Here is a 20,339-nt window from a genome sequence, read left to right on the forward strand (position 1 = left end):
ATTGCACGTTCGTAACGGTACTATGCGAGGCAGATATTGCATTAGGGCGACACTTTGTTGACAAAATCGTGACAAATCCACAAAAAACCCGGTAGCGCGGCGTTCTGTCTGTTGTTTATCCGCGTTAAAACACCGATAATACGCACTGTTTTTTAACCATTCGGAAGGAGCCATGACCGACTATCTACTGCTATTGGTTGGGACCGTACTCGTCAATAACTTCGTGTTGGTGAAGTTTTTGGGATTGTGTCCGTTTATGGGGGTTTCTAATAAACTCGACACCGCTATTGGGATGTCGGCCGCCACGACCTTCGTATTAACCCTGGCTTCGGTCTGCAGTTATCTGGTCAACCAATATTTATTGGAGCCATTGGATCTGATGGCGCTGCAAACACTGAGTTTTATCTTGGTCATTGCCGTTGTGGTGCAATTTACCGAAATGGTTGTGCATAAAACCAGTCCTACATTGTATCGCCTGTTGGGCATTTTTCTTCCACTCATCACCACCAATTGTGCGGTACTGGGTGTCGCTCTCCTGAACATCAACGAACAACACAATTTTGTCCAGTCCATTGTTTACGGTTTAGGGGCTGCGTTGGGTTTTTCACTAGTTCTTGTTTTATTTTCTGCATTGCGCGAACGCTTGGCAGCAGCGGATGTGCCTCAGGTGTTTAAAGGGTCTGCCATTGCCATGGTAACAGCGGGATTAATGTCACTGGCATTTATGGGCTTTAGTGGTTTGGTGGTTAGTTCATGAGTATTGTCGTGGGATTGATAGCGATCGGTGTTCTGGCACTGATCTTTGGCATTATTTTAGGCTTTGCGGCGGTTAAGTTTAAGGTCGAAAGCGACCCCATCGTCGATCAGATCGATGAGATTTTGCCGCAGACACAGTGTGGCCAATGTGGCTACCCCGGCTGCCGTCCCTACGCTGAAGCTATTGCCAATGGCGATGACATCAACAAGTGTCCACCCGGTGGTGAGGCAACCATTAAACAACTTGCCGATCTCATGGGCGTGGAAGCAAAACCCCTCGACGCTGCACACGGTACCGAGGACGTGAAAAAAGTAGCCGTGATTCGGGAAGATGAATGCATTGGCTGTACCAAATGCATTCAAGCCTGTCCGGTCGACGCCATTCTTGGTGCGGCCAAGCAAATGCACACCGTCATTGAACACGAATGCACAGGTTGCGACCTTTGTGTTGAACCCTGCCCGGTTGACTGTATTGACATGGTACCGGTAAAAGCGAAGCCGGAAACCTGGCAATGGGATCTCAAGTCAGTGAAAGCTAATGTATCGATGGCAGATAACATTCCGGTCAAAATGGTGGAGTAACGGAACGGTATGCGAGATATAAAGTCATTTGTCGAAGCCGGCTTGATCGGACAATTCCCGGGCGGCATTCACCCGCCGGAACGCAAATCACCGGCCAACCAGCAACCCCTGCGACGCCTGCCATTACCGGCCGAACTGGTGTTACCACTGCGTCAGCACATCGGTCCTTCCGGTCAGTGTTTGGTCAAGGTGGGCGACAACGTCTTAAAAGGACAGCAACTGACCGAAGCAAAGCTCAGCCAGGGATTGCCATTGCACGCACCGACCTCCGGCACCGTCAGCGCCATTGAAGAACGTCCGACGGCCCATGCATCGGGGTTACCGGAAATGGCGATAGTGATCACGCCCGACGGTGACGACCGCTGGGGACCCAAACAGCCGTTGCCGGACTTTCGGCAACAGGATCGTGCCACCCTCATAGAACATATTCAGGCTGCAGGCATTGCCGGCCTCGGTGGCGCCGGCTTTCCGACGGCACAAAAACTGGCGTCGCAAAAGCCTATCCAATACCTCATCATTAACGGTGTTGAGTGTGAACCCTATATTTGCGCTGATGACCGGCTGATGCGTGAACAGGCCGACGAGATTGTCAGCGGCATTCAGATTCTGCAATACATCAGTAATGCGGAACAGGTTTTGTTAGCCATCGAAGACAACAAACCGGAAGCGATCGAGAGCATGCGTAATGCCATTACCGGCATCGACGATATTAGCTTGCGCGTGGTGCCGACAAAATACCCTTCAGGCGGTGAGAAGCAATTGATCGAACTGCTTACCGGTGCTCAAGTGCCGCACAATCAGCTGCCCCTCGATGTCGGTCTGTTGATGCAGAACACCGGTACCGCCTACGCCGTAAAACGCGCAATCATTGACGGCGAACCCTTGCTGGAACGCGTGGTGACCCTAACCGGTGAGTGCATGCATAATCCAGGTAATGTCTGGGCTTTGTTAGGTACCCCCATCGACCACCTGTTGCAACAGGGTAATTTTCAGGCCGAGGAAGAAACCCGCGTTATCATGGGCGGGCCTATGATGGGCTTTACGCTTCCGGTGACGGCTGTTCCGGTGATTAAAACCACCAACTGCATTCTGACACCAACGCTGGAGGAATTACCGCCGGCGCAAGCGGAAATGGCCTGCATTCGCTGTGGCGCCTGCGCTGAAGTCTGCCCTGCTACGCTGCAACCGCAGCAGTTGCAATGGTTAGCCAAAGCCAAAGATTACGATGCGCTTGAGCAGCATAATCTGTTTGACTGTATCGAATGCGGTGCCTGTGCCTATGTTTGTCCCAGCGAAATTCCGCTGGTGCATTACTACCGCAAAGCGAAAGCGGAGATACGCAACATTGCCCGTGAAAAAGCCAAAGCAGAACTGGCCCGGCAACGTTTTGAACGCCGTCAGCAACGGCTTGAACGGGAAAAACAGGAGCGTCTTGAACGCCACCGTAAAGCCGCCGAAGCGCGTAAAAAAATGCAACAGGAAAAGGCACAACAATCTGCGCCAGCCGCAGACCAACCTGCCGCTACCAAGCCAGCGCAGGATAAATCCAGCGCGGTAGCCGCGGCCATTGCCCGCGCTAAAGCGAAAAAAGCGGCACAGCAAGCCGCTCAGCAAGAATCCAGTGATAAGGACACCTGAACATGAGTTTTCGCATTGCCGCCGCCCCGCACGGGCATAGCCAGCAAAGCACCAGCGGAATGATGCGTTGGGTATGCTATGCCCTGCTGCCGGGCCTTTTAGTACAAAGCTATTTTTTCGGTGCCGGTGTTTGGTTTCAGTTGATCCTTGCCATCGTCACCGCTTATCTTGCTGAAAGCTTGTGCATGATGGCACGCAATCGTGATGCACGCTCAGCGCTGCGCGATAATACCGCGCTGGTCACCGCCGTACTGTTGGCCATCTCCATTCCTTCCCTCGCCCCCTGGTGGATCATCGTCATCGGTACCGCCTTTGCGATCATCGTCGTAAAACAGTTATACGGAGGAATGGGACAGAACTTGTTTAATCCGGCAATGGCCGGCTATGTGTTGCTGTTGGTATCCTTCCCCGTACAAATGACCAATTGGCTGCCGCCTGCAACCATCAGCAGCCACGACTTAAGTTTATGGCAGACACTGCACACCATCTTGTTTGAATACACGCCGGCGGGCTACAGCGTCGAGCAACTGCGCACCAACATCGACGGAGTGACCATGGCAACCCCGCTCGACAGCGTCAAAACCGCTCTCTCGCAAAGCTATACGTTGGACGAAATCTTTCAACGCCCGCAGTTTGGTGTGCTCGCCGGTGTCGGCTGGCAATGGGTGAACTTGGCCTTTCTGCTTGGCGGGGCAATCCTGCTGCAACGGCGGATCATCAGCTGGCATATTCCGGTCGGCTTGCTGGCCGGCTTATTAATCCCGGCTTTCGTTGCTCACCTGTTGGCCCCATCGGTGATGCCCGGAGTGCTGTTTCACGCGCTCAGTGGCGCCACCATGCTTGGTGCGTTTTTTATTGCGACCGATCCGGTCTCAGCGGCTACCTCACCGAAAGGACGCCTGGTGTTTGGCCTGTTGATTGGTTTCCTTATCTGGGTGATTCGAAGCTGGGGCGGCTATCCTGATGCCGTTGCCTTTGCCGTCCTGCTGGCGAACCTGAGTGTGCCGCTGATCGATCGTTACACTCGGCCAACGGTCTATGGTCATGCGCGGGGAGATCATAATGGCAACTAAAACAATGCAAAAAAATGGGCTGTTATTAGCGCTATTTGCGATTATAGCGACGTTTTTGGTGTTGGCAGTAGAAGCACTCACCGAGGATCGTATAAAGGCACAGCAGCGCGCTCAGACGCTTCGTAGTCTTAATGAAATTATTCCATCAACCTTACACGATAACGATCTTTATCAGTCTTGCCGGCTGATCCAAGAACCGGCGTTGGGCACATCAGAGCCTACCGCTCTGTATCGTGCATTTAACGATGACCGACGCAGTGCGTTGGCCGCTGAAATTATCGCCCCTAACGGTTATTCAGGGGCTATTCGTTTGCTGTTGGCTATCGATCCCAATGGCACCGTGCTGGGCGTTCGCACGTTAGAGCATCAGGAAACGCCGGGACTGGGTGACAAAATAGAAACACAAAAAAGCGATTGGATCCGTTCCTTTAGTGGTAAACGGGTTCGTTCGGCCGACGATAAACGTTGGGCAGTGCAACGTGACGGTGGCATGTTTGACCAATTTACCGGTGCCACCATCACACCTCGTGCCGTCGTTCAGGCGGTTAAGCGGGCAACATTATTTTTACAGCAAAACAGCGACACGCTGTTTGCCGCCGACTTGCCCCGCTGTCAGCAGGAGCAGGTAATGGAGGTCAGCGATGAGTGAATTTAGAGAACTTACCCGCCAGGGGCTGTGGGAAAATAACCCGGCGCTGGTGCAACTGCTGGGGTTATGTCCACTGCTGGCGGTCACCGCTTCAATCACCAACGCCATGGGCTTGGGCTTAGCCACCTTGTTCGTACTGGTCGGCTCGAATATTACCGTGTCGCTGGTACGCCAATGGGTACCACAAGAAATTCGAATTCCAGTATTTGTGATGGTCATCGCAACCTTTGTTACCATCATCCAACTGCTGATGAACGCCTACGTTTACGAGTTGTACCAGTCACTTGGCATCTTCATTCCATTGATTGTGACCAACTGTGCGATCATTGGTCGTGCTGAAGCCTACGCCTCGAAAAATCCATGGCCCAAAGCAGCCTTTGACGGTTTGGTTATGGGCGTCGGTTTTGCCTTAGTGTTGATGTTACTGGGTGGAATGCGGGAGATTATCGGCAACGGCACCCTGTTTGATGGTGCTGAACTGTTGCTTGGCGACTGGGCAGCGCAGCTGCGTATTGAATTATTTGAAGTCAATTACCCGTTGCTGCTGGCGATCTTACCACCGGGAGCCTTTATCGGGCTGGGTTTTATTATTGCCGGTAAGAACTGGATTGATGCCAAACGTGAGGCTAAAGCAGAAAAAATTGAGAAAACGGTCACTCGTGCACGAGTCACCGCAGAGTCGTAACAGTATGAATAAAGAAAAACGCTATCAAATTTTAAGTCGCTTACGGGAACACAACCCAAACCCCACCACCGAGCTGGAATACGAAACGCCATTTCAGTTGCTGATTGCGGTGTTATTGTCGGCGCAGGCAACGGATGTCGGTGTTAATAAAGCCACCCGTAAATTATTTCCAGTCGCGCCAACCGCCGAGAAAATGCTGGCATTAGGCGTTGATGGCATCAAGGAACACATTAAGACCATCGGCTTGTTTAACTCGAAAGCCGAGAATGCCTATAAGACTTGCAAGATCCTGGTGGAAAAGTATCAGGGCGAGGTACCAGAAAGCCGCGAGGCACTCGAAGCACTGCCCGGTGTCGGGCGTAAAACCGCGAATGTCGTTCTCAATACCGCTTTCGGCTGGCCCACTATCGCCGTTGACACGCATATTTTCCGCGTGTCGAACCGTACCCGACTGGCTCCGGGTAAAAACGTCAAAGACGTTGAAGAAAAGCTGATAAAAGTAGTGCCCAAAGAATTTAAAGTGGATGTGCACCACTGGCTGATCTTACATGGCCGTTACACCTGTGTCGCGCGGAAACCCCGCTGCGGCTCGTGCGTGATCGAAGACCTCTGCGAATTTAAACAGAAAACCAGCGACTAGAGCTGCACCCCGGTAGGTTTTGACAGCCGCACCACCACGCGGCGGTTTTTCGCCCGATCCAGCGCATTGGCATTGCCGGCTATTGGCCGGTCTTCGCCATGCCCAACCGTTTCGATGCGTTGTTCCGCGATGCCACGTTCGACAAAGAAATTTTTAATTTCTTCCGCGCGTTTCTCTGACAATTCCTGATTGGGTTCTCGGGCGCCAAGGGCGTCGGTGTAGGCATTCACCAGTACCAGCTCCAATTCGTCGTCTACGGCGAGATACTGACTGATCTGTTCCAGTTTACGCTGCGACGCCGGCGTCAGTTTTTCACTGTCATCTTCATGATTCAACACCGTGTAAGCAATGTCTTCAAAACTGAACGGCAGTAACGCGTTAATGCAACTGCGAAAGGCATCATAGGCATCTCGGAAATTAACCGAGGACAAAGCCACCGCTACGGTATCAGTTTGGTTATACCAATCTTGATAATAGAACGTGGGGTAGCGTCCTTTTTCCAATTCAGACAACAGTGTCCACGCCATTTGCTTTTGTATCTCACCGTCAAACTGTTTGTAAAACTGCATATCACCGAGCGCGTAGGTCGCTTGTCCTGGCTGCCAACGCGGCGCTACCGACTCAATTTTTGCAACCCCATAACCATCCGGCAGTTGCTGCATATCCAGTTGCATACGCAGATTGAGCTGCTTACCCGCTTCGCTGTTAAATTCTACTTTGCCATACCGCGGAATGGTGTGCTCAAGACCACACTCAAGACGGCTGTTTTCGGCCAGATACCACATAGAGTTGTCGAGGTTAGCGCTATAATGGCGTACCGCGTTTGCCGAACCTGCAGGAACAGTCAGCAACCCCAGCACCGCAACAACCGTGTTGGCGACCAGAGTGTGTTTGAGGCGACAGTTTTTAATTACTGGCATATTGGTTCCTACCGTACAAATTAAATGCTTAAGCTCACCGGTTTTCTATCAGTGCTATCGGCCGTCACCGCGAATCCTTTAACGGTTAAGGCGACAACCACCGGTGGTTTTTGGCATACTATGGCAACTTTCGTAATTACCAGGCAAATGGAGCGCGCATGTCCGACTCAACAGAGTCTTTAATGAAACAGCGATTTAGAGGTTATCTACCGGTTGTTATTGATGTCGAGACCGGCGGTTTTAACCCCCGCCAGGATGCGTTACTGGAGATCGCCGCGGTGTTGCTGGACTTCGACGATGACGGTTGGTTAAAACCAACGGAAACGTTGCATTACCATATTGAGCCCTTTGCAGGTGCCAACATCGAACAGGCAGCCATTGATTTTAACGGTATCGACCCTCACTCACCGCTGCGCGGCGCCATCGCCGAAGATGTGGCATTAAAAGAAATGTTTAAACCCATTCGTAAAGCGCAGAAAGCGGCAGGTTGCCAACGTTCAGTACTGGTCGGTCACAACGCCAACTTTGACCACAGTTTTATGATGGCAGCCGCTGAGCGGAGCAACATTAAACGCAATCCATTTCATCCCTTTGTGAGCTTTGATACCACCTCGTTGGCAGCTTTAACCCTGGGCCAGACGGTGCTGGTAAAGGCGTGCAAAGCGGCAGGCATTGCCTTTGATCAACAACAGGCTCACTCGGCCATTTATGACACCGAGCGCACTGCAGAGCTGTTCTGTTGGATGGTCAATGAGTGGAAAGTGCTGGGTGGTTGGCCACGCGCCAACGACTAGACATAAAAAAACGCCGCTCATCAGCGGCGTTTCTTATCAACTCAACGCTAACTTACAGTTTGTCAGCGTTCTTCGACAGGTAAGCAGCAACACCTTCAGGGTTGTCTTTCATACCTTCTTTACCTTCTTCCCAGCCTGCAGGGCAAACTTCACCGTGCTTCTGATGGAAGTTCAGAGCATCGACCATGCGCAGCATTTCGTCGATGTTACGACCTAATGGAAGATCGTTAACAACCTGGTGACGCACAACGCCGTCTTCGTCGATCAGGAATGAACCACGGAAAGCAACACCGGCTTCTGGGTGCTCAACATCGTACGCTTTGCAGATGCTGTGACGAACGTCAGCAACCAGTGGGTACTTAACCTGACCGATACCGCCAGCGTCAGTTGAAGTGTTACGCCATGCGTTGTGAGTAAACTGAGAATCGATAGAGACACCGATTACTTCCACACCACGTTTGTTGAATTCTTCTAAACGCTTGTCGAATGCGATCAATTCTGAAGGGCATACGAACGTGAAGTCCAGCGGGTAGAAAAAGATTACCGCTTTTTTGCCTTTGATGTGGTCAGACAGTTTGAAATTCTCAACGATTTCGCCTGAACCCAATACTGCTGCGGCAGTGAAATCAGGTGCTTTACGACCTACTAATACAGCCATTGATTCTCTCCATTTGTTGATATGAAAGTAGCTTAACTAAAGCGTTAAATCAGTACAGTACGAGGATGGGGGTCAGTTGGATCGATTTCAAGACCCGCCCCAACCTGTTTGCTGATTTATTCCTTTTCTGTTGGCTCCGGGTGGCGCTCAGCAACTTCTGTGATCAATTGTTGTAGTTCGCCATTCTGGAACATCTCAATAATGATATCACATCCGCCAATTAACTCACCCTCTACCCACAGCTGTGGAAACGTTGGCCAGTCAGCGTACTTCGGTAATTCGGCGCGAATGTCCGGATTTTGTAGAATGTCGACATAGGCAAACGGCTGACCACAGCCCATCAGCGCCTGTGAAGCTTGCGATGAGAAGCCGCAGCTTGGTAGCTTAGGCGAACCTTTCATGTATAAAAGAATTGGGTTCTCAGCAATTTGCTGTTTAATCTTATCGATGGTTTCCATAGGACCTCTATTTCTAACGTCTCGGTGACTGCTAATGGTTGATTAAAATACTCAAGTATTATAGCAGACGCAAGTTACAATTTCTGCCTTGAAAATGAAACCAATCGTCCCTATATATCGTAGTGAGTACTACTAATGAGCTTGCACTTTCGCTATTGTGTAAGTTGCTTTTTGCAAAAAGAAAACTATGGAGAGGACATTATGGCATTTGAACTTCCCGCTCTTCCCTACGAGAAGAACGCCCTGGAACCGCACATCTCTGAAGAAACGCTTGAATACCACTATGGCAAGCACCACGCTACTTATGTAAGCAAGCTCAACGATGCCGTTAAAGGTACTGATTTAGAAAGCAAATCACTGGAAGACATCATCAAATCTGAAAAAGGTGGTCTGTTTAACAACGCCGCACAGGTTTGGAACCACACCTTTTACTGGAACTGTCTGTCGCCAAACGGCGGTGGCGCTCCTACTGGCGCAATCGCTGATGCGATCAATGCCAAATGGGGTTCTTTCGAGAAGTTTCAGGAAGAATTCAACGCCAGCGCGGCCGGTAACTTCGGTTCAGGCTGGACGTGGTTAGTGAAAAAATCTGATGGCTCTGTTGACATCTTGAACACCGACGATGCCGACACCCCAGTGGCTCATGACGGCGTAGAAGCGCTGCTGACGGTTGATGTTTGGGAACACGCTTATTACATCGACTATCGCAACTCACGCCCTAACTATCTGGAAGCGTTCTGGAAACTGGTTAACTGGGACTTCGTGAACAAAAACTTCGCGTAATCCCCATACCGTAACTTGCGCCGCCAGGCGCAAGTTACCTATACCGCGCAGCCTAAAGCGCAAAGCCTAATCGACCAAATCTTCCGGCATATCACCACGTAAGCTGTGCCAAATTTCTGCCGATTCGTAACCGTAACGACGCACCAGATTAACTGACTCGTTGTAATCACCACGTTTGGCCACCGCCGCCAAATTCGCGTAATAATCGCGGGCGAGCTGACGCGCTTCCGGCGAGGAAAAATAATATTGACCAATGCGCGAATAAAGCCCTTTAAAGCCATTAAGGATAAGTACGTAAATCGGATTATCAGCCGCCATGGCCATGTCGTGGTTCAACTGATAATCAAATTCCGCAAATACGGTTTCGTCATCATCCAGATCCGCGGCCTGCTCTAACAATGCCAGAGCCCGTGCCGGGTTATGACGAATTGCAGCACGAATGTAAATAGCACTGATGTTGGTGCGTGCAGATAACAGTTGATCAACCAGTTCCGGCATGCCGTCTTCGTCCAGCCGTGCCAGCGTTTCCAAAATATTAAGGCCGGACGTTTCCCAGAAGTTATTCACCTTGGTCGGTTTGCCGTGCTGAATGGTCAGCCAACCGTCACGGGCTAACCGCTGTAATACCTCGCGCAACGTGGTTCGAGTAACACCAATCAACTCTGACAGCTCGCGTTCGGCCGGCAAAATGGTGCCCGGTGCAAAATGACCATTCCAAATTGATTTAACAATATATTCTTCAGCAAACCCCGCGGGGCTTTTTGCTTTTATAATCATTCTTTTGCCTGTCTGCGAAACAATACCTGAATTCTACCAGCCTTCTATGAGGTCGGACAAGCAAGGCGCACGCTTTATATCGACATCATGACGTCAGTTCGGTAAGGTTTAGGCGCATTTTTATAACCAAATCAACAAAAGGACTGATCATGACCCCGCTTGCCCAATGGCCTGCCCGCCAGACTCCCTGGCTGCTGCTTTTTCTCGGCACCATGTTGCTGTTTGTTATCGCACTGTATTTTCAACACGGCATGGGATTGGAGCCCTGCGTAAAATGTGTGTATCAACGTGCAGCGGTGTTGGGTATTGCACTGGCGGCACTGGTTGGCGGCTTAGGTTATAAATTTTGGCTGACACGTTGGCTGGGGCTTTTAGGATGGGGCTATGCCGCATTTGAAGGCCTGCGCATCGCCTACGATCACTGGGATTTACAAACGTCGAAAAACGCATTCTTTGCGGTGTGCGAAAGCGCGCCTAATTTTCCGGCCTGGTTACCCTTACACGAGTGGATTCCTGGCTTTTTTGCCGCACCGGGCCTGTGTGGCGATATCGACTGGGCCTTTTTAGGGATGGGCATGCCCGGCTGGATGACCTTTATCTTCGCCGGCTTGCTGAGCTTAGCGGTGATTGTTGCGTTACTGCACTTAATCCGAGGCCGGCAGTAGCGGCCAGGTTACAATCCGATCCTCAAGTTCGCCAGCAAACTCGGACTCGCTGATGCAACGGCCGGCAACGTGGTAGCCGGCCTTTTTCATTGGCGTTTTATCTCCTCCATGCCGAAGCGGATGCCAATCGGGAAGTGCTTGACCCTGCGCCCGCAATCGATAAGCACAGCTTTTCGGCATGAAATACACTTGCGCCAGATTATCGGGGCTTAACGGCACACATTCCGGCACCCGTTGGGTGCGGTTTGCATAGTCTTTGCAAAGTGCTTTGCCGGTATCCAGCAAACGGCAAGCGACATCGGTTTGATAGAGGTTGTCCTGCTCGTCCTGCAGTTGATTTAAGCAACACTGGCCACAGCCGTCACACAGCGCCTCCCACTCATCGTTGGAGAGGCGCTCAAGTGGCTTGTCATACCAGGCCATTACCGCCACTATCGAGGAAAGCGAATACGGTCAGATAAATAGCCAACCGCGGCAACGAAATAATGTGAACGGTTCCAGCGCATCAGCGCGTCGTAATTAGCATACGCCAGATAAACGCGTCCTTCTTTATCGTCAGGAATCACCACAGAAGCTTTGATATCATTACGGTTAGGCAGTGCCGAACCATCCATGCGCGTGATCCCTAGTGCCTGCCATTCATCCAGTGACTTTTTGACATCCAAATCCGCCAGCGTGGTATCGAAATTTTCAGGCAACTGTACCTGCCGGCCCCAGGTGACGTCATCACGCCAACCAACGGATTTCAGGTAATTCGCCGCCGACGCGAACACGTCTCCGTAACTGTTCCAGATGTCCTTTTTACCGTCGCCGTCATAATCGACCGCATAGCTCATAAACGAGCTCGGCATAAATTGAGTTTGTCCCATAGCGCCGGCCCATGAGCCTTTCATCTGTTCAGGCTTAATGTGCCCTTCTTCAATGATGGTTAACGCTTCCCATAACTGCTTCTTGAAAAACGCCTCACGACGGCCGTCGAACGCCAGCGTGGTTAACGCAGAAACCACCTTAAAGCCACCGGTGAACGACCCGAAATTGGTTTCGATCCCCCAAAGGGCCACGATAAAGCGAGGCTGAACCCCATACTCTGCGCCAATTTTTTCCAGCAGTTGCTGGTGTTCACGGTATTTTTCCAGCGCTTTGTCGGCTTTCCATTCTGGCACTGCGCGCGGCAGATAGGTGTCCAACGTCAGTTTAAATTCCGGCTGATTCTTATCCAGTTCAACCGCTCGCTGATAGTACTCAACGTCGGCGAAGGCTAAATCCAACGTTTGCTGCTGATAGCCGGCTGCCAGGGCTTCCTGTTTGAGCTTGGCAACATAGTCGTTAAACTGTTGCTGAACCTGTGCTTGATCCTGTTCGTGACTGTGTTTTTCACCGTCTTCAGGATCGTGCCCTGCGGCATTCACTAATGGCATGACCAATAATTGCGAGGCGACCACCGCCGCCGCGCCTAACATCGAAAATTTATTCACTTGAGTGACTCCTGCTGAGGGGGGAGTTGAAGATAAAACCCAGTTTCTTTGAGGTGTTTTATCAAATCCGCCGAAGAAATTCGCGCCAGTTGATCGCGCTTGGCCAAGTTAACCGTCAATACTTTTGTCGGTGGCCCAAAGCTCTCTCGCAGCGGTTCCGGCACATCGTCAAAGTCAGCGCCATGCTGCAAATACAGATAGGTATCCGCCTTACGCCGACTGCTAAATACGTCACACAGCATCCGTGGTACCTCCCGTACAACCTAAATTAAACCACTTAATTCTGCCTCAAGAAGGCGCCAGCGCCAACCCTGCTTTAAATCTGGCTGCGGTAGCCGTTGTTGTTGATGCGATGAAAATTGCCAATGGAAGTTTAAAAAGTCATTGATTTGCTTGCGTGAGGCAATCAGCACCGGGTCAACATCCAGTTCCGTCGCCACTCGCTGAATACCCTGTTTTATTGTTTTCACCGCGTCTTTGTAGCCCGGCATGTCATCTAAGCGTTGCAACGGCGCCGGATAGTCGCTCTGCGGCCGTTGTCGGCTATCCTGAATCACTTCTATCAGTTCGGCACCGGAATACTTCCGCGTCAACGGTGGCAGTCCATCAATCCCGTGCAGTTGCTTCTCTGAGCTCGGCTGACGACGCGCCAACTCCAGCAGCACGCCATCCTTGAAGACAAAGCCAATCGGCATATCACGACTTTGTGCCTTACGCTGACGCCACGCCGTTAAGCGCTGTAACACCGCTAGCTGTTGCGGGTTCAGTTGCCAGGCATTGCCAATGAACAGATAGAGTAAATCCGGCGCGATTTCCTGAGTACGTTTTTCGACTTGCAGCCGACTTTCCGCCAGCACAATGTCCAATACGTCTTTATCTTCACACAAGCGCAGCAAATAGGGATACATCGCTGATAAGTAACTGGCATCGGCAGCCGCATAGTCCAATTGTTGCGGGGTTAACGGGCGCCGCAGCCAGTCGGTGCGCGATAAACTTTTATCCAACTCCACTCCGCCACACAATTGCTCCACCAGTTTGGCGTAGCCCATGGCACTACCGAGCCCGCAAAAGCCCGCAGCAATTTGTGTGTCAAAAATACGTTGCGGCGCGTTACCGGACTGATTGTAAAACAGTTCAATATCTTCACCACCCGCGTGCAATACGGACGTCACAGCCGGGTCCGCAATCAACTGCCATAACGACGCCAAATTCAGTTTCACTAACGGGTCAATCACCGCCGTGGTGCCGGCCGCATGAACCTGAAGCAACCCCAGTTTGGCGTAATAGGTACGTTGTCGTACAAATTCACTGTCAATTGCAAACCAGCCCGCAGAGCGGGCTGATTCACAAAAGTCCTGCAAGGCATCGGTCGTATCGATTAACTGATAATCAAGTACCGACTTAGGAACATCTATCAGACTCAAGCGTTTTCCTCATCGCGCAATTCTTTACGTAAAATTTTACCGACGTTCGATTTCGGTAATTCATCGCGAAACTCAACCAGTTTCGGCACCTTGTAGCCGGTCATGTTTTCTCTCGAGAACTCAATGACTTCACGCTCGGTCAATGATTTGTCTTTGGCAACAATAAAGACTTTTACCACTTCACCCGATGACTCGTGTGGTACGCCGATGGCTGCCGACTCCAGAATTTTTGGATGCTCCGCCAGCACGTCCTCGATTTCATTAGGGTAGACGTTAAAACCGGACACCAAAATCATGTCTTTTTTGCGATCGACAATTTTGAAGTAGCCGCGCTCGTCACAGGTGGCCATGTCGCCGGTTGCAAACCAACCGTCCTTGATGGATTCTGCAGTCGCGTCAGGGCGGTTCAAATAGCCGACCATAACCTGTGGACCTTTTACGTGCAGTTCTCCCGGCTCGCCAATTGGCAGTTCTTCACCCGTTTCAGGATCGCAGATTTTCATCTCCGTACTGGGTACCGGCAAACCGATGCTACCGGTATAGTGCTCGATGTCGTATGGGTTAACGGTAACTACCGGCGAGCACTCGGTTAAGCCATAACCTTCCAGTAAGCGCGACTTGGTTACCCGCTCCCAGTGTTCAGCGACTGCTTTTTGTACCGCCATTCCCCCGCCCAGCGCTACCTTCAGATTGGAAAAGTCCAGGTCTTTGAAGCCGCGGGTATTCAACAGGCCGTTGAACAAGGTATTCACACCAGAAATCATCGAGAATTTGTACTTACTAAGCTCTTTCACAAAACCCGGCATATCACGTGGGTTTGTGATCAAAATATTGCGCCCGCCGTGTTTAATAAAAGTCAGGCAATTCGCGGTTAACGCGAAAATATGATACAGCGGTAACGCGGTGATGATGATCTCTTCACCGTCGCTCATAATCGGCGTAATAACCGAGGAAACCTGTTCCAGGTTCGCCACCATATTACGGTGCGATAACATCGCACCTTTGGCCACGCCCGTGGTGCCACCGGTGTATTGCAGAAACGCTAAATCGTCACCGCTAATTTCTGGTCGCTGGTAAGACGCCGAAGCACCTTTCGCCAAGGCTCCGTTGAAGTCGATGGTTTTTTTAAGGTTGTGTCCTTCTACCATACGTTTCACGTACTTAACCACAACGTTGACGATCCAACGCTTGGGCGCCGGTAACATATCGCCAATTTGTGTGGTAATCACCTGCTGCAATTCGGGAATTTCAGCCCGCACTTTATCCAGGGTATGCGCGAAATTTTCCAGAATCACGATGCCTTTCGCATGGGAGTCGGTCAGTTGATGCTTGAGTTCCCGTGGCGTGTATAGTGGATTCACATTAACCACCGTCATGCCTGCCGCCAGAATACCGAATAAAGCGACCGGGTACTGCAACAAGTTAGGCATCATTACGGCAACGGCGTCACCCTTTTTCAAGCCCGTACTTTGCAAATACGCTGCAAATTGCTGAGCTTTTTCACCCAACTCGGCAAAGCTCATCTCACGGTCCATGTTGACGAAAGCAACTTTATCAGCGTACTTGTCTACACTCATTTCGAGAATATCAACGAGCGAGGCAAAGTGGTCTGGATCGATAGTTTCTGGCACCCCTGCAGGGTAGTTTTTCAGCCAAATTTTATCCATATCAGGCTCCGAATCGAATAGTTTCTATTATTATGTTTATAGTTGTACGCGCATCATCGCATATCCGACCAGTTAATCCTAGTTGCTAAGATGCAGTAATATCGGCGATAAGCCGCGCAAAAGGCTCTGGATTTTCCATATGTACATGGTGTCCACCGGCAACGCGGTGAACGTTCAATTGTTCCACGCAATGTCCCCAGCGAGCGATCGCCGGTTCCACTTTGTCATAGCCTTTTTCACCGCGAATCAAGGTGATAGGGGTAGAAATTTGCTGAAGTAGTTGCTCTAACGTCGACGCCGGCAAACGGTACGGTGAAGTCGCTTTTACCCGGGGATCGGCGCGCCATTGCCAGCGCCCCTGCGGGTTTCGATAGCAACCTCGCTGCACCAGTATTTCGACCAACGGTTGAGAAAAATCGGCAGATTTCATCCGCGCTTCAACCGCGCTGCTCAATTCACTGTAGTCCCGCCACTTAGACCCGCTGAGTTTTTGCCGTGACTGAAATCCGCTGAGCAACTGTTGATGCGCGTCTTCACCGTCACTGACCAGTAACCCAAAGGCTTCGATCAACAACAGGTGACGCAATCGTTGTGAGCATAAACTGGCTACCACATTACTGACAAAACCGCCCATCGAGTGCCCGACTAATACAATATCCTGCCAGTTCTGTTGTTCCAGCAATGTCCACAGATCATAGGCATAATCAATAAAATGGTAATGTGTGCCGGGCGGACGGTGATCGGATAACCCATGTCCGGCCCAGTCTAACGCCAATAAACCACCCTTTCTGCGTGACCAGTGATGTGCTATGGGTAAAAAACTGTGGGCGTTATCAAGCCAACCATGAGTACAAATAACCCGTACTTTTTTAGGATCTCCCCAGCAAAGTCCGCGTACCGTTCCCCACGGCAACTTATAGCTCACCGCCGTCGCGGCGGCGAGCGTTTCACGAAACTGTCCAGCCATTAGTGACGGTTTTTACTCGGACTTCCGGAGTTTTTATCTGACCCACCGTCGTTGGAAATGGGCGGCCGCGGGATATAATAAGGACGATACGGGTAAGGGGCATAAAAGTTATGCCGGAACCACAGTGGTGAGTAATCGATTTGCGCCTCAATTTTTGGTTTTTCCTTCGGCCACAAATAGTACCCTGTCGCCTTCAACACCGGATAGCGATAGGTATATTCATCAATCTTACCGATACGCGTTTCCTGAACGGTGCCTAACACCGTTAAGCTGCGTCCCGGTTGATACACTTCCGGATCGACAAAACCATCGATAATGGCAAGAAACCGACCATTACTGTCATCACTGACCAACGGACGTCCCCAACTTTTCAACGAGAAGTTAACCATTTCGATAATGGTTTCATCTTCAGCGTTGCGTACATCCGCGATAACACCGCCCCAACGCGCCTGTTGCCCGACCACTTGTTCGGGGTTATTCAGCGCGGCGGAATAGCTCACTAACGGTACGTCTTCCGCTGTGTTAATAGGTTCAGGAATCGTAGTACAGCCCGCCAGCAAAAGCGCCGTAACAAAAATCAAGCTGTTCTTCATATAACCACCCTTGTTGATGACGACCTGTCAGGCGTAGAGATCAACGCCAAACATTGATTTCACTTCTTCTCTGCGCTCGTTCAACTGGACGCCCTGATAGGCTTCCAGCGCGCGCCGCGATGACGGCGGAGGTGCATCATAAAATGTATTAAGCTGTTGCCAGCGTTGTGCGCGCTGACGACCGTTATCAGCCGGCACAACCACATCGTTGCGCCGTGCCGTTTCCGATGCGCGTTGCTCGGCGTTATCAGCAACCGGCTGCGCTCGCTGCGGCGCCTTGGACGCAAAGCGATCAACGGGTTGTAGGCCAATACTGTTTATATTCACCGCTCGCTACTCATTACTTTGACTGATCTCATTATGGCGAGTTCCGCTGCTTATGCCAAGTCATCCACAAAAATTAACGTCCGGGTAGCTTTTTCCAGGTCACTTCGTTGCGTACATATAAAGGTTCCAGCGCCTCCGCATCAACCGCATTCGCTTGTCCGGCCTGAGCCAACGTCAACATATCGCGCGCTTCGGGCAAACGACAATCGTTGCTTAAATTGACGCTTAACGGTAAATCAGCCGTCAGTAGCTCACTGTAGTTATCCCACCCGGTTCCGGCGGTGGTTACCTTCTCGTCACCGTTCAGATTCAGCGCCAGCAGCGGTTCCCTGAACAACGCCGCGGTAGGTTTGGCGACGGCCGGTTCGGTTATCGCCACGGCAATACCATTTACGTTTTCGTACAGCGCGTAATAAACTTCTGACATCCGCGCGTCAATACAGGCTAACACCAGTTGCGGCGGCTGATGACCTTTGTCAACGGTAGCCGCGCTGTTACAACGAATGCTCTTTTGCGCCAGCGCCTGCAGACTCGACACCGGATACACGGGAAACTGACCACTAAAGGCTAACCCCTGACCAACCGACACGCCTATACGTACGCCGGTAAAACTGCCCGGGCCACTGCCAACCACCAGCCCCTGCACATCCGCAAGAGTTAAGCCGGCTTCATCCAATACGTCATCCACAAAAGGCAACAGCCGTTGTGAATGTTCCCGCGGACTTTCTTGTACCCGCTGATAGAGTTGATCGCCGGCCAACAGGGCAACCGAACAATTTTCGGTTGAAGTATCAATTGCCAGTAGTGTGTTTGTCATGGTTGCTCTCGTCTAAAAAATCTAAAGCTTTCTGCAGATCCCGGGTGCGCGCCATCGGCGGCAGGCTTTTTAAAAATCGTGCGCCGTAATAGCGGTTTACCAGCCGGTTATCGCAGACAATCAGCACACCGCGATCACGCTGGTCACGGATTAACCGTCCGGCCCCCTGCTTTAACGCGATAATAGCCTGTGGTAGCTGGATGGTACTGAACGCGTCGACGCCACGTAAGCGCGCGTCTTCAACGCGGGCATTTAACAACGGATCATCGGGAGATGCAAAGGGCAGTTTATCGATAATGACGCAACGTAACGCATCGCCACGCACGTCGACCCCTTCCCAGAACGAGGATGTTCCCAGTAATACCGCGTTGGCGGCCTTAGTGAACTGATTAATCAACTCCGTTTTACCGGCGTCGCCCTGCACCAGTACTTTACGGTCAATACGATCGCGTAAAAAGTCCGCCATTTGCTGCAGCATTCGGTGGCTGGTAAATAACAAAAAGGTACCGCCGTGATTATGGTCTATGCACTGCTGCGCAATATCAGCCAGCAGCGTATGACGATTATAGTCATTGGCTTCCGGCAAGTAGCGCGGCAGACACAGCAGCGCCTGCTCGGCAAAATTGAAAGGACTGGCTAATAATAACGTTTCAGCATCGTAGATACCGAGCCGATGGGTAAAGTGCTCAAACTTTTCGTTGACTGCGATGGTTGCCGAGGTAAATACCCAGGAACGCTGGCTATGCCGCACTAAGCCGCCGAATTTTTTTGCCACACTTAACGGCGTCTGGTGCAGCACCACATGCCGAACCGTGGTCTCAAACCAGTAGCTATAGCCGGTTTCGTCGGTATCCATTAACTGCTGCCACAAGCTTAAATATTCTTCGGCTCGTTCAATCAGGTTATCCATGTCTTTGTGGCGACCACGTGCCGTCTGCAGCACTTGCACCAAGGTTTCTAATTTTTCCTGAACCCGACTGGTGGCTTCTTGCATGGCATCCTGCTGCCGCCATTCCCGCCAGTTGCCGCGCATTGGATCGCGGGGAAACTGCAGTCGCCAATCCTTCACCACCTGTTCAAAGGTACGTGCCATTTGCGTCGCCTGAGACAAATCTTTCAGCTCAGTCAGACACAAACGAGTTACTTCTTCACACAGTTCGGTGAGCTGGCGTGATGATATCGCATCGCCAAAATACTGACTGGCAATGTCCGGTACCTGATGCGCTTCATCAAATACCACCACATCACTGTTAGGAATGATTTCGCCAAAGCCGGTATCTTTCACCGCAAGATCCGCAAAAAACAGATGGTGATTGACGACCACAATATCGGCTTTTTTGGCTTCTTCTCTGGCGGTAACCAGGTGACACTCGTCGTAAACCGGACAGTCACGGCCCAGACAATTATCTTTGGTGCTGGTAACCAGCGGCATCACCTGTGCGTCTTCCTGCAGTTCGTTGAGTTCGCCAATATCGCCACTGCGGGTCATGGTTGACCAGCGCTTAACTTTTAACAACTGGTGCTGGGTTGTTTTTGGCAACTGCCCTGCCTGCTGCTGCGCCTGTTCCAGCCGATAAATGCACAAATAATTGGCACGGCCTTTTAGCAGCGCAATCACTTTCTTTGGGGCAAGAATTTTACGCAGCGTTGGCAGGTCTCGATGAAACAGCTGTTCCTGCAGGTTTTTAGTGCCCGTCGAAACAATGGCTTTTTCTTTGGCAAGCAGAATCGGCGCCAGGTAGGCAAAGGTCTTACCGGTGCCGGTTTCGGCTTCCACCACTAACTGACGGCCGGCGCGAATGGTCTTTTCTATGGCCGTAGCCATCTCAAGCTGCGCATCGCGCGGCTGAAAGCCATCAATAGCGGCCGACAGTTGCCCACCCGGTTTAAACACGTCGGCGACTTTACTCATAACAGGCACTGCTTCCTAAGGTCTTATCTGAACACTCAAATTAGGCGGGCATTATGACACAGCAACACGCGTGATCGAA

General features: G+C 51.2%; 24 protein-coding genes. 10 read left to right on the forward strand and 14 right to left on the reverse strand.

Annotated elements, in window-relative coordinates; all coding sequences use genetic code 11:
• Nucleotides 1-172 precede the first annotated feature (172 nt).
• Genes rsxA through nth form a run of 7 tightly spaced genes read left to right on the forward strand, consistent with a single transcriptional unit; the run spans nucleotide 173 to nucleotide 6,023 of the window.
• On the forward strand, nucleotides 173-757 hold the full coding sequence (gene rsxA, locus CWE23_RS12730) for an electron transport complex subunit RsxA (protein ID WP_126820447.1): 585 nt from the start codon (nucleotides 173-175) through the stop codon (nucleotides 755-757).
• A complete protein-coding gene (rsxB, locus tag CWE23_RS12735; protein ID WP_105306863.1) occupies nucleotides 754-1,338 on the forward strand; it encodes an electron transport complex subunit RsxB in 585 nt (194 codons plus the stop codon). Before rsxA ends, rsxB begins: the two co-directional genes overlap by 4 nt.
• A gap of 9 nt (nucleotides 1,339-1,347) precedes the next feature.
• Nucleotides 1,348-2,976: an electron transport complex subunit RsxC gene (gene rsxC / locus CWE23_RS12740; protein ID WP_126820448.1), complete on the forward strand. Its 1,629-nt coding sequence runs from the start codon at nucleotides 1,348-1,350 to the stop codon at nucleotides 2,974-2,976.
• 2 nt (nucleotides 2,977-2,978) lie between these two features.
• Complete coding sequence (rsxD, locus tag CWE23_RS12745) at nucleotides 2,979-4,049, forward strand: electron transport complex subunit RsxD (RefSeq protein ID WP_105306865.1); 1,071 nt, start codon at nucleotides 2,979-2,981, stop codon at nucleotides 4,047-4,049.
• Nucleotides 4,039-4,698 carry an electron transport complex subunit RsxG gene (rsxG, locus tag CWE23_RS12750; protein ID WP_105306866.1) on the forward strand — a complete coding sequence of 220 codons (660 nt, stop codon included), beginning with the start codon at nucleotides 4,039-4,041 and terminating at the stop codon, nucleotides 4,696-4,698. The genes rsxD and rsxG overlap by 11 nt, the downstream gene beginning before the upstream one ends.
• Entirely contained in the window at nucleotides 4,691-5,383 is a 693-nt protein-coding gene (locus CWE23_RS12755; RefSeq protein WP_126820449.1) for an electron transport complex subunit E, read from the forward strand. The genes rsxG and CWE23_RS12755 overlap by 8 nt, the downstream gene beginning before the upstream one ends.
• Before the next feature lie 4 nt (nucleotides 5,384-5,387).
• Nucleotides 5,388-6,023, forward strand: coding sequence for an endonuclease III (gene nth, locus CWE23_RS12760; protein WP_105306868.1), 636 nt, complete (start codon nucleotides 5,388-5,390; stop codon nucleotides 6,021-6,023).
• Here the strand turns inward: nth and CWE23_RS12765 are convergent.
• Complete coding sequence (locus CWE23_RS12765) at nucleotides 6,020-6,943, reverse strand: flagellar protein MotY (RefSeq protein ID WP_105306869.1); 924 nt, start codon at nucleotides 6,941-6,943, stop codon at nucleotides 6,020-6,022. The genes nth and CWE23_RS12765 overlap by 4 nt on opposite strands.
• Before the next feature lie 158 nt (nucleotides 6,944-7,101).
• Between CWE23_RS12765 and rnt the strand changes: the two genes are divergently transcribed.
• Nucleotides 7,102-7,737: a ribonuclease T gene (rnt, locus tag CWE23_RS12770; protein WP_105306870.1), complete on the forward strand. Its 636-nt coding sequence runs from the start codon at nucleotides 7,102-7,104 to the stop codon at nucleotides 7,735-7,737.
• 52 nt (nucleotides 7,738-7,789) lie between these two features.
• Here rnt and CWE23_RS12775 read toward each other — a convergent pair whose 3' ends face one another.
• Together CWE23_RS12775 and CWE23_RS12780 are read right to left on the reverse strand one after the other, a co-directional pair.
• Nucleotides 7,790-8,395 (reverse strand): peroxiredoxin, encoded by a 606-nt coding sequence (locus tag CWE23_RS12775; protein WP_105306871.1) that lies wholly within the window; start codon nucleotides 8,393-8,395, stop codon nucleotides 7,790-7,792.
• A gap of 116 nt (nucleotides 8,396-8,511) precedes the next feature.
• Complete coding sequence (locus CWE23_RS12780) at nucleotides 8,512-8,853, reverse strand: Grx4 family monothiol glutaredoxin (protein ID WP_105306872.1); 342 nt, start codon at nucleotides 8,851-8,853, stop codon at nucleotides 8,512-8,514.
• Nucleotides 8,854-9,054: 201 nt separating this feature from the next.
• Here CWE23_RS12780 and CWE23_RS12785 point away from each other — a divergent pair, with 201 nt between their 5' ends.
• Nucleotides 9,055-9,636: a superoxide dismutase gene (locus tag CWE23_RS12785; RefSeq protein ID WP_105307771.1), complete on the forward strand. Its 582-nt coding sequence runs from the start codon at nucleotides 9,055-9,057 to the stop codon at nucleotides 9,634-9,636.
• 66 nt (nucleotides 9,637-9,702) lie between these two features.
• Here the strand turns inward: CWE23_RS12785 and fadR are convergent, their stop codons facing one another.
• On the reverse strand, nucleotides 9,703-10,413 hold the full coding sequence (gene fadR, locus CWE23_RS12790) for a fatty acid metabolism transcriptional regulator FadR (RefSeq protein ID WP_105306873.1): 711 nt from the start codon (nucleotides 10,411-10,413) through the stop codon (nucleotides 9,703-9,705).
• Nucleotides 10,414-10,562: 149 nt separating this feature from the next.
• On the opposite strand from fadR, the gene dsbB reads away from it, so the two are divergent.
• A complete protein-coding gene (gene dsbB / locus CWE23_RS12795) occupies nucleotides 10,563-11,078 on the forward strand; it encodes a disulfide bond formation protein DsbB (RefSeq protein WP_105306874.1) in 516 nt (171 codons plus the stop codon).
• On the opposite strand, the gene CWE23_RS12800 is transcribed toward dsbB, so the two are convergent.
• The 10 genes from CWE23_RS12800 to CWE23_RS12845 form a co-directional block, all read right to left on the reverse strand.
• On the reverse strand, nucleotides 11,058-11,501 hold the full coding sequence (locus tag CWE23_RS12800) for a YcgN family cysteine cluster protein (RefSeq protein ID WP_105306875.1): 444 nt from the start codon (nucleotides 11,499-11,501) through the stop codon (nucleotides 11,058-11,060). The genes dsbB and CWE23_RS12800 overlap by 21 nt on opposite strands.
• 8 nt (nucleotides 11,502-11,509) lie before the next feature.
• Nucleotides 11,510-12,553, reverse strand: a complete 1,044-nt coding sequence (locus tag CWE23_RS12805; RefSeq protein WP_241970645.1) for a lytic murein transglycosylase — start codon at nucleotides 12,551-12,553, stop codon at nucleotides 11,510-11,512.
• Nucleotides 12,550-12,795: a YcgL domain-containing protein gene (locus CWE23_RS12810; RefSeq protein ID WP_126820450.1), complete on the reverse strand. Its 246-nt coding sequence runs from the start codon at nucleotides 12,793-12,795 to the stop codon at nucleotides 12,550-12,552. The genes CWE23_RS12805 and CWE23_RS12810 overlap by 4 nt, the downstream gene beginning before the upstream one ends.
• Nucleotides 12,796-12,816: 21 nt before the next feature.
• Complete coding sequence (rnd, locus tag CWE23_RS12815; RefSeq protein WP_105306878.1) at nucleotides 12,817-13,977, reverse strand: ribonuclease D; 1,161 nt, start codon at nucleotides 13,975-13,977, stop codon at nucleotides 12,817-12,819.
• Nucleotides 13,974-15,644: a long-chain-fatty-acid--CoA ligase FadD gene (gene fadD / locus CWE23_RS12820; protein WP_105306879.1), complete on the reverse strand. Its 1,671-nt coding sequence runs from the start codon at nucleotides 15,642-15,644 to the stop codon at nucleotides 13,974-13,976. The genes rnd and fadD overlap by 4 nt, the downstream gene beginning before the upstream one ends.
• 85 nt (nucleotides 15,645-15,729) lie before the next feature.
• Entirely contained in the window at nucleotides 15,730-16,611 is an 882-nt protein-coding gene (locus CWE23_RS12825) for an alpha/beta fold hydrolase (RefSeq protein WP_126820451.1), read from the reverse strand.
• Nucleotides 16,611-17,204, reverse strand: coding sequence for a Slp family lipoprotein (locus CWE23_RS12830; protein ID WP_105306881.1), 594 nt, complete (start codon nucleotides 17,202-17,204; stop codon nucleotides 16,611-16,613). The genes CWE23_RS12825 and CWE23_RS12830 overlap by 1 nt, the downstream gene beginning before the upstream one ends.
• Before the next feature lie 27 nt (nucleotides 17,205-17,231).
• Nucleotides 17,232-17,531 (reverse strand): hypothetical protein, encoded by a 300-nt coding sequence (locus tag CWE23_RS12835; RefSeq protein ID WP_126820452.1) that lies wholly within the window; start codon nucleotides 17,529-17,531, stop codon nucleotides 17,232-17,234.
• 73 nt (nucleotides 17,532-17,604) lie between these two features.
• A complete protein-coding gene (gene tsaB / locus CWE23_RS12840; RefSeq protein WP_105306883.1) occupies nucleotides 17,605-18,348 on the reverse strand; it encodes a tRNA (adenosine(37)-N6)-threonylcarbamoyltransferase complex dimerization subunit type 1 TsaB in 744 nt (247 codons plus the stop codon).
• Nucleotides 18,323-20,260 (reverse strand): DNA repair helicase YoaA, encoded by a 1,938-nt coding sequence (locus CWE23_RS12845; RefSeq protein ID WP_126820453.1) that lies wholly within the window; start codon nucleotides 20,258-20,260, stop codon nucleotides 18,323-18,325. The genes tsaB and CWE23_RS12845 overlap by 26 nt, the downstream gene beginning before the upstream one ends.
• Nucleotides 20,261-20,339: the final 79 nt, after the last annotated feature.

It is taken from the genome of Idiomarina aquatica (genome assembly GCF_003987185.1).
Classification (GTDB): Bacteria; Pseudomonadota; Gammaproteobacteria; order Enterobacterales; family Alteromonadaceae; genus Idiomarina; species Idiomarina aquatica.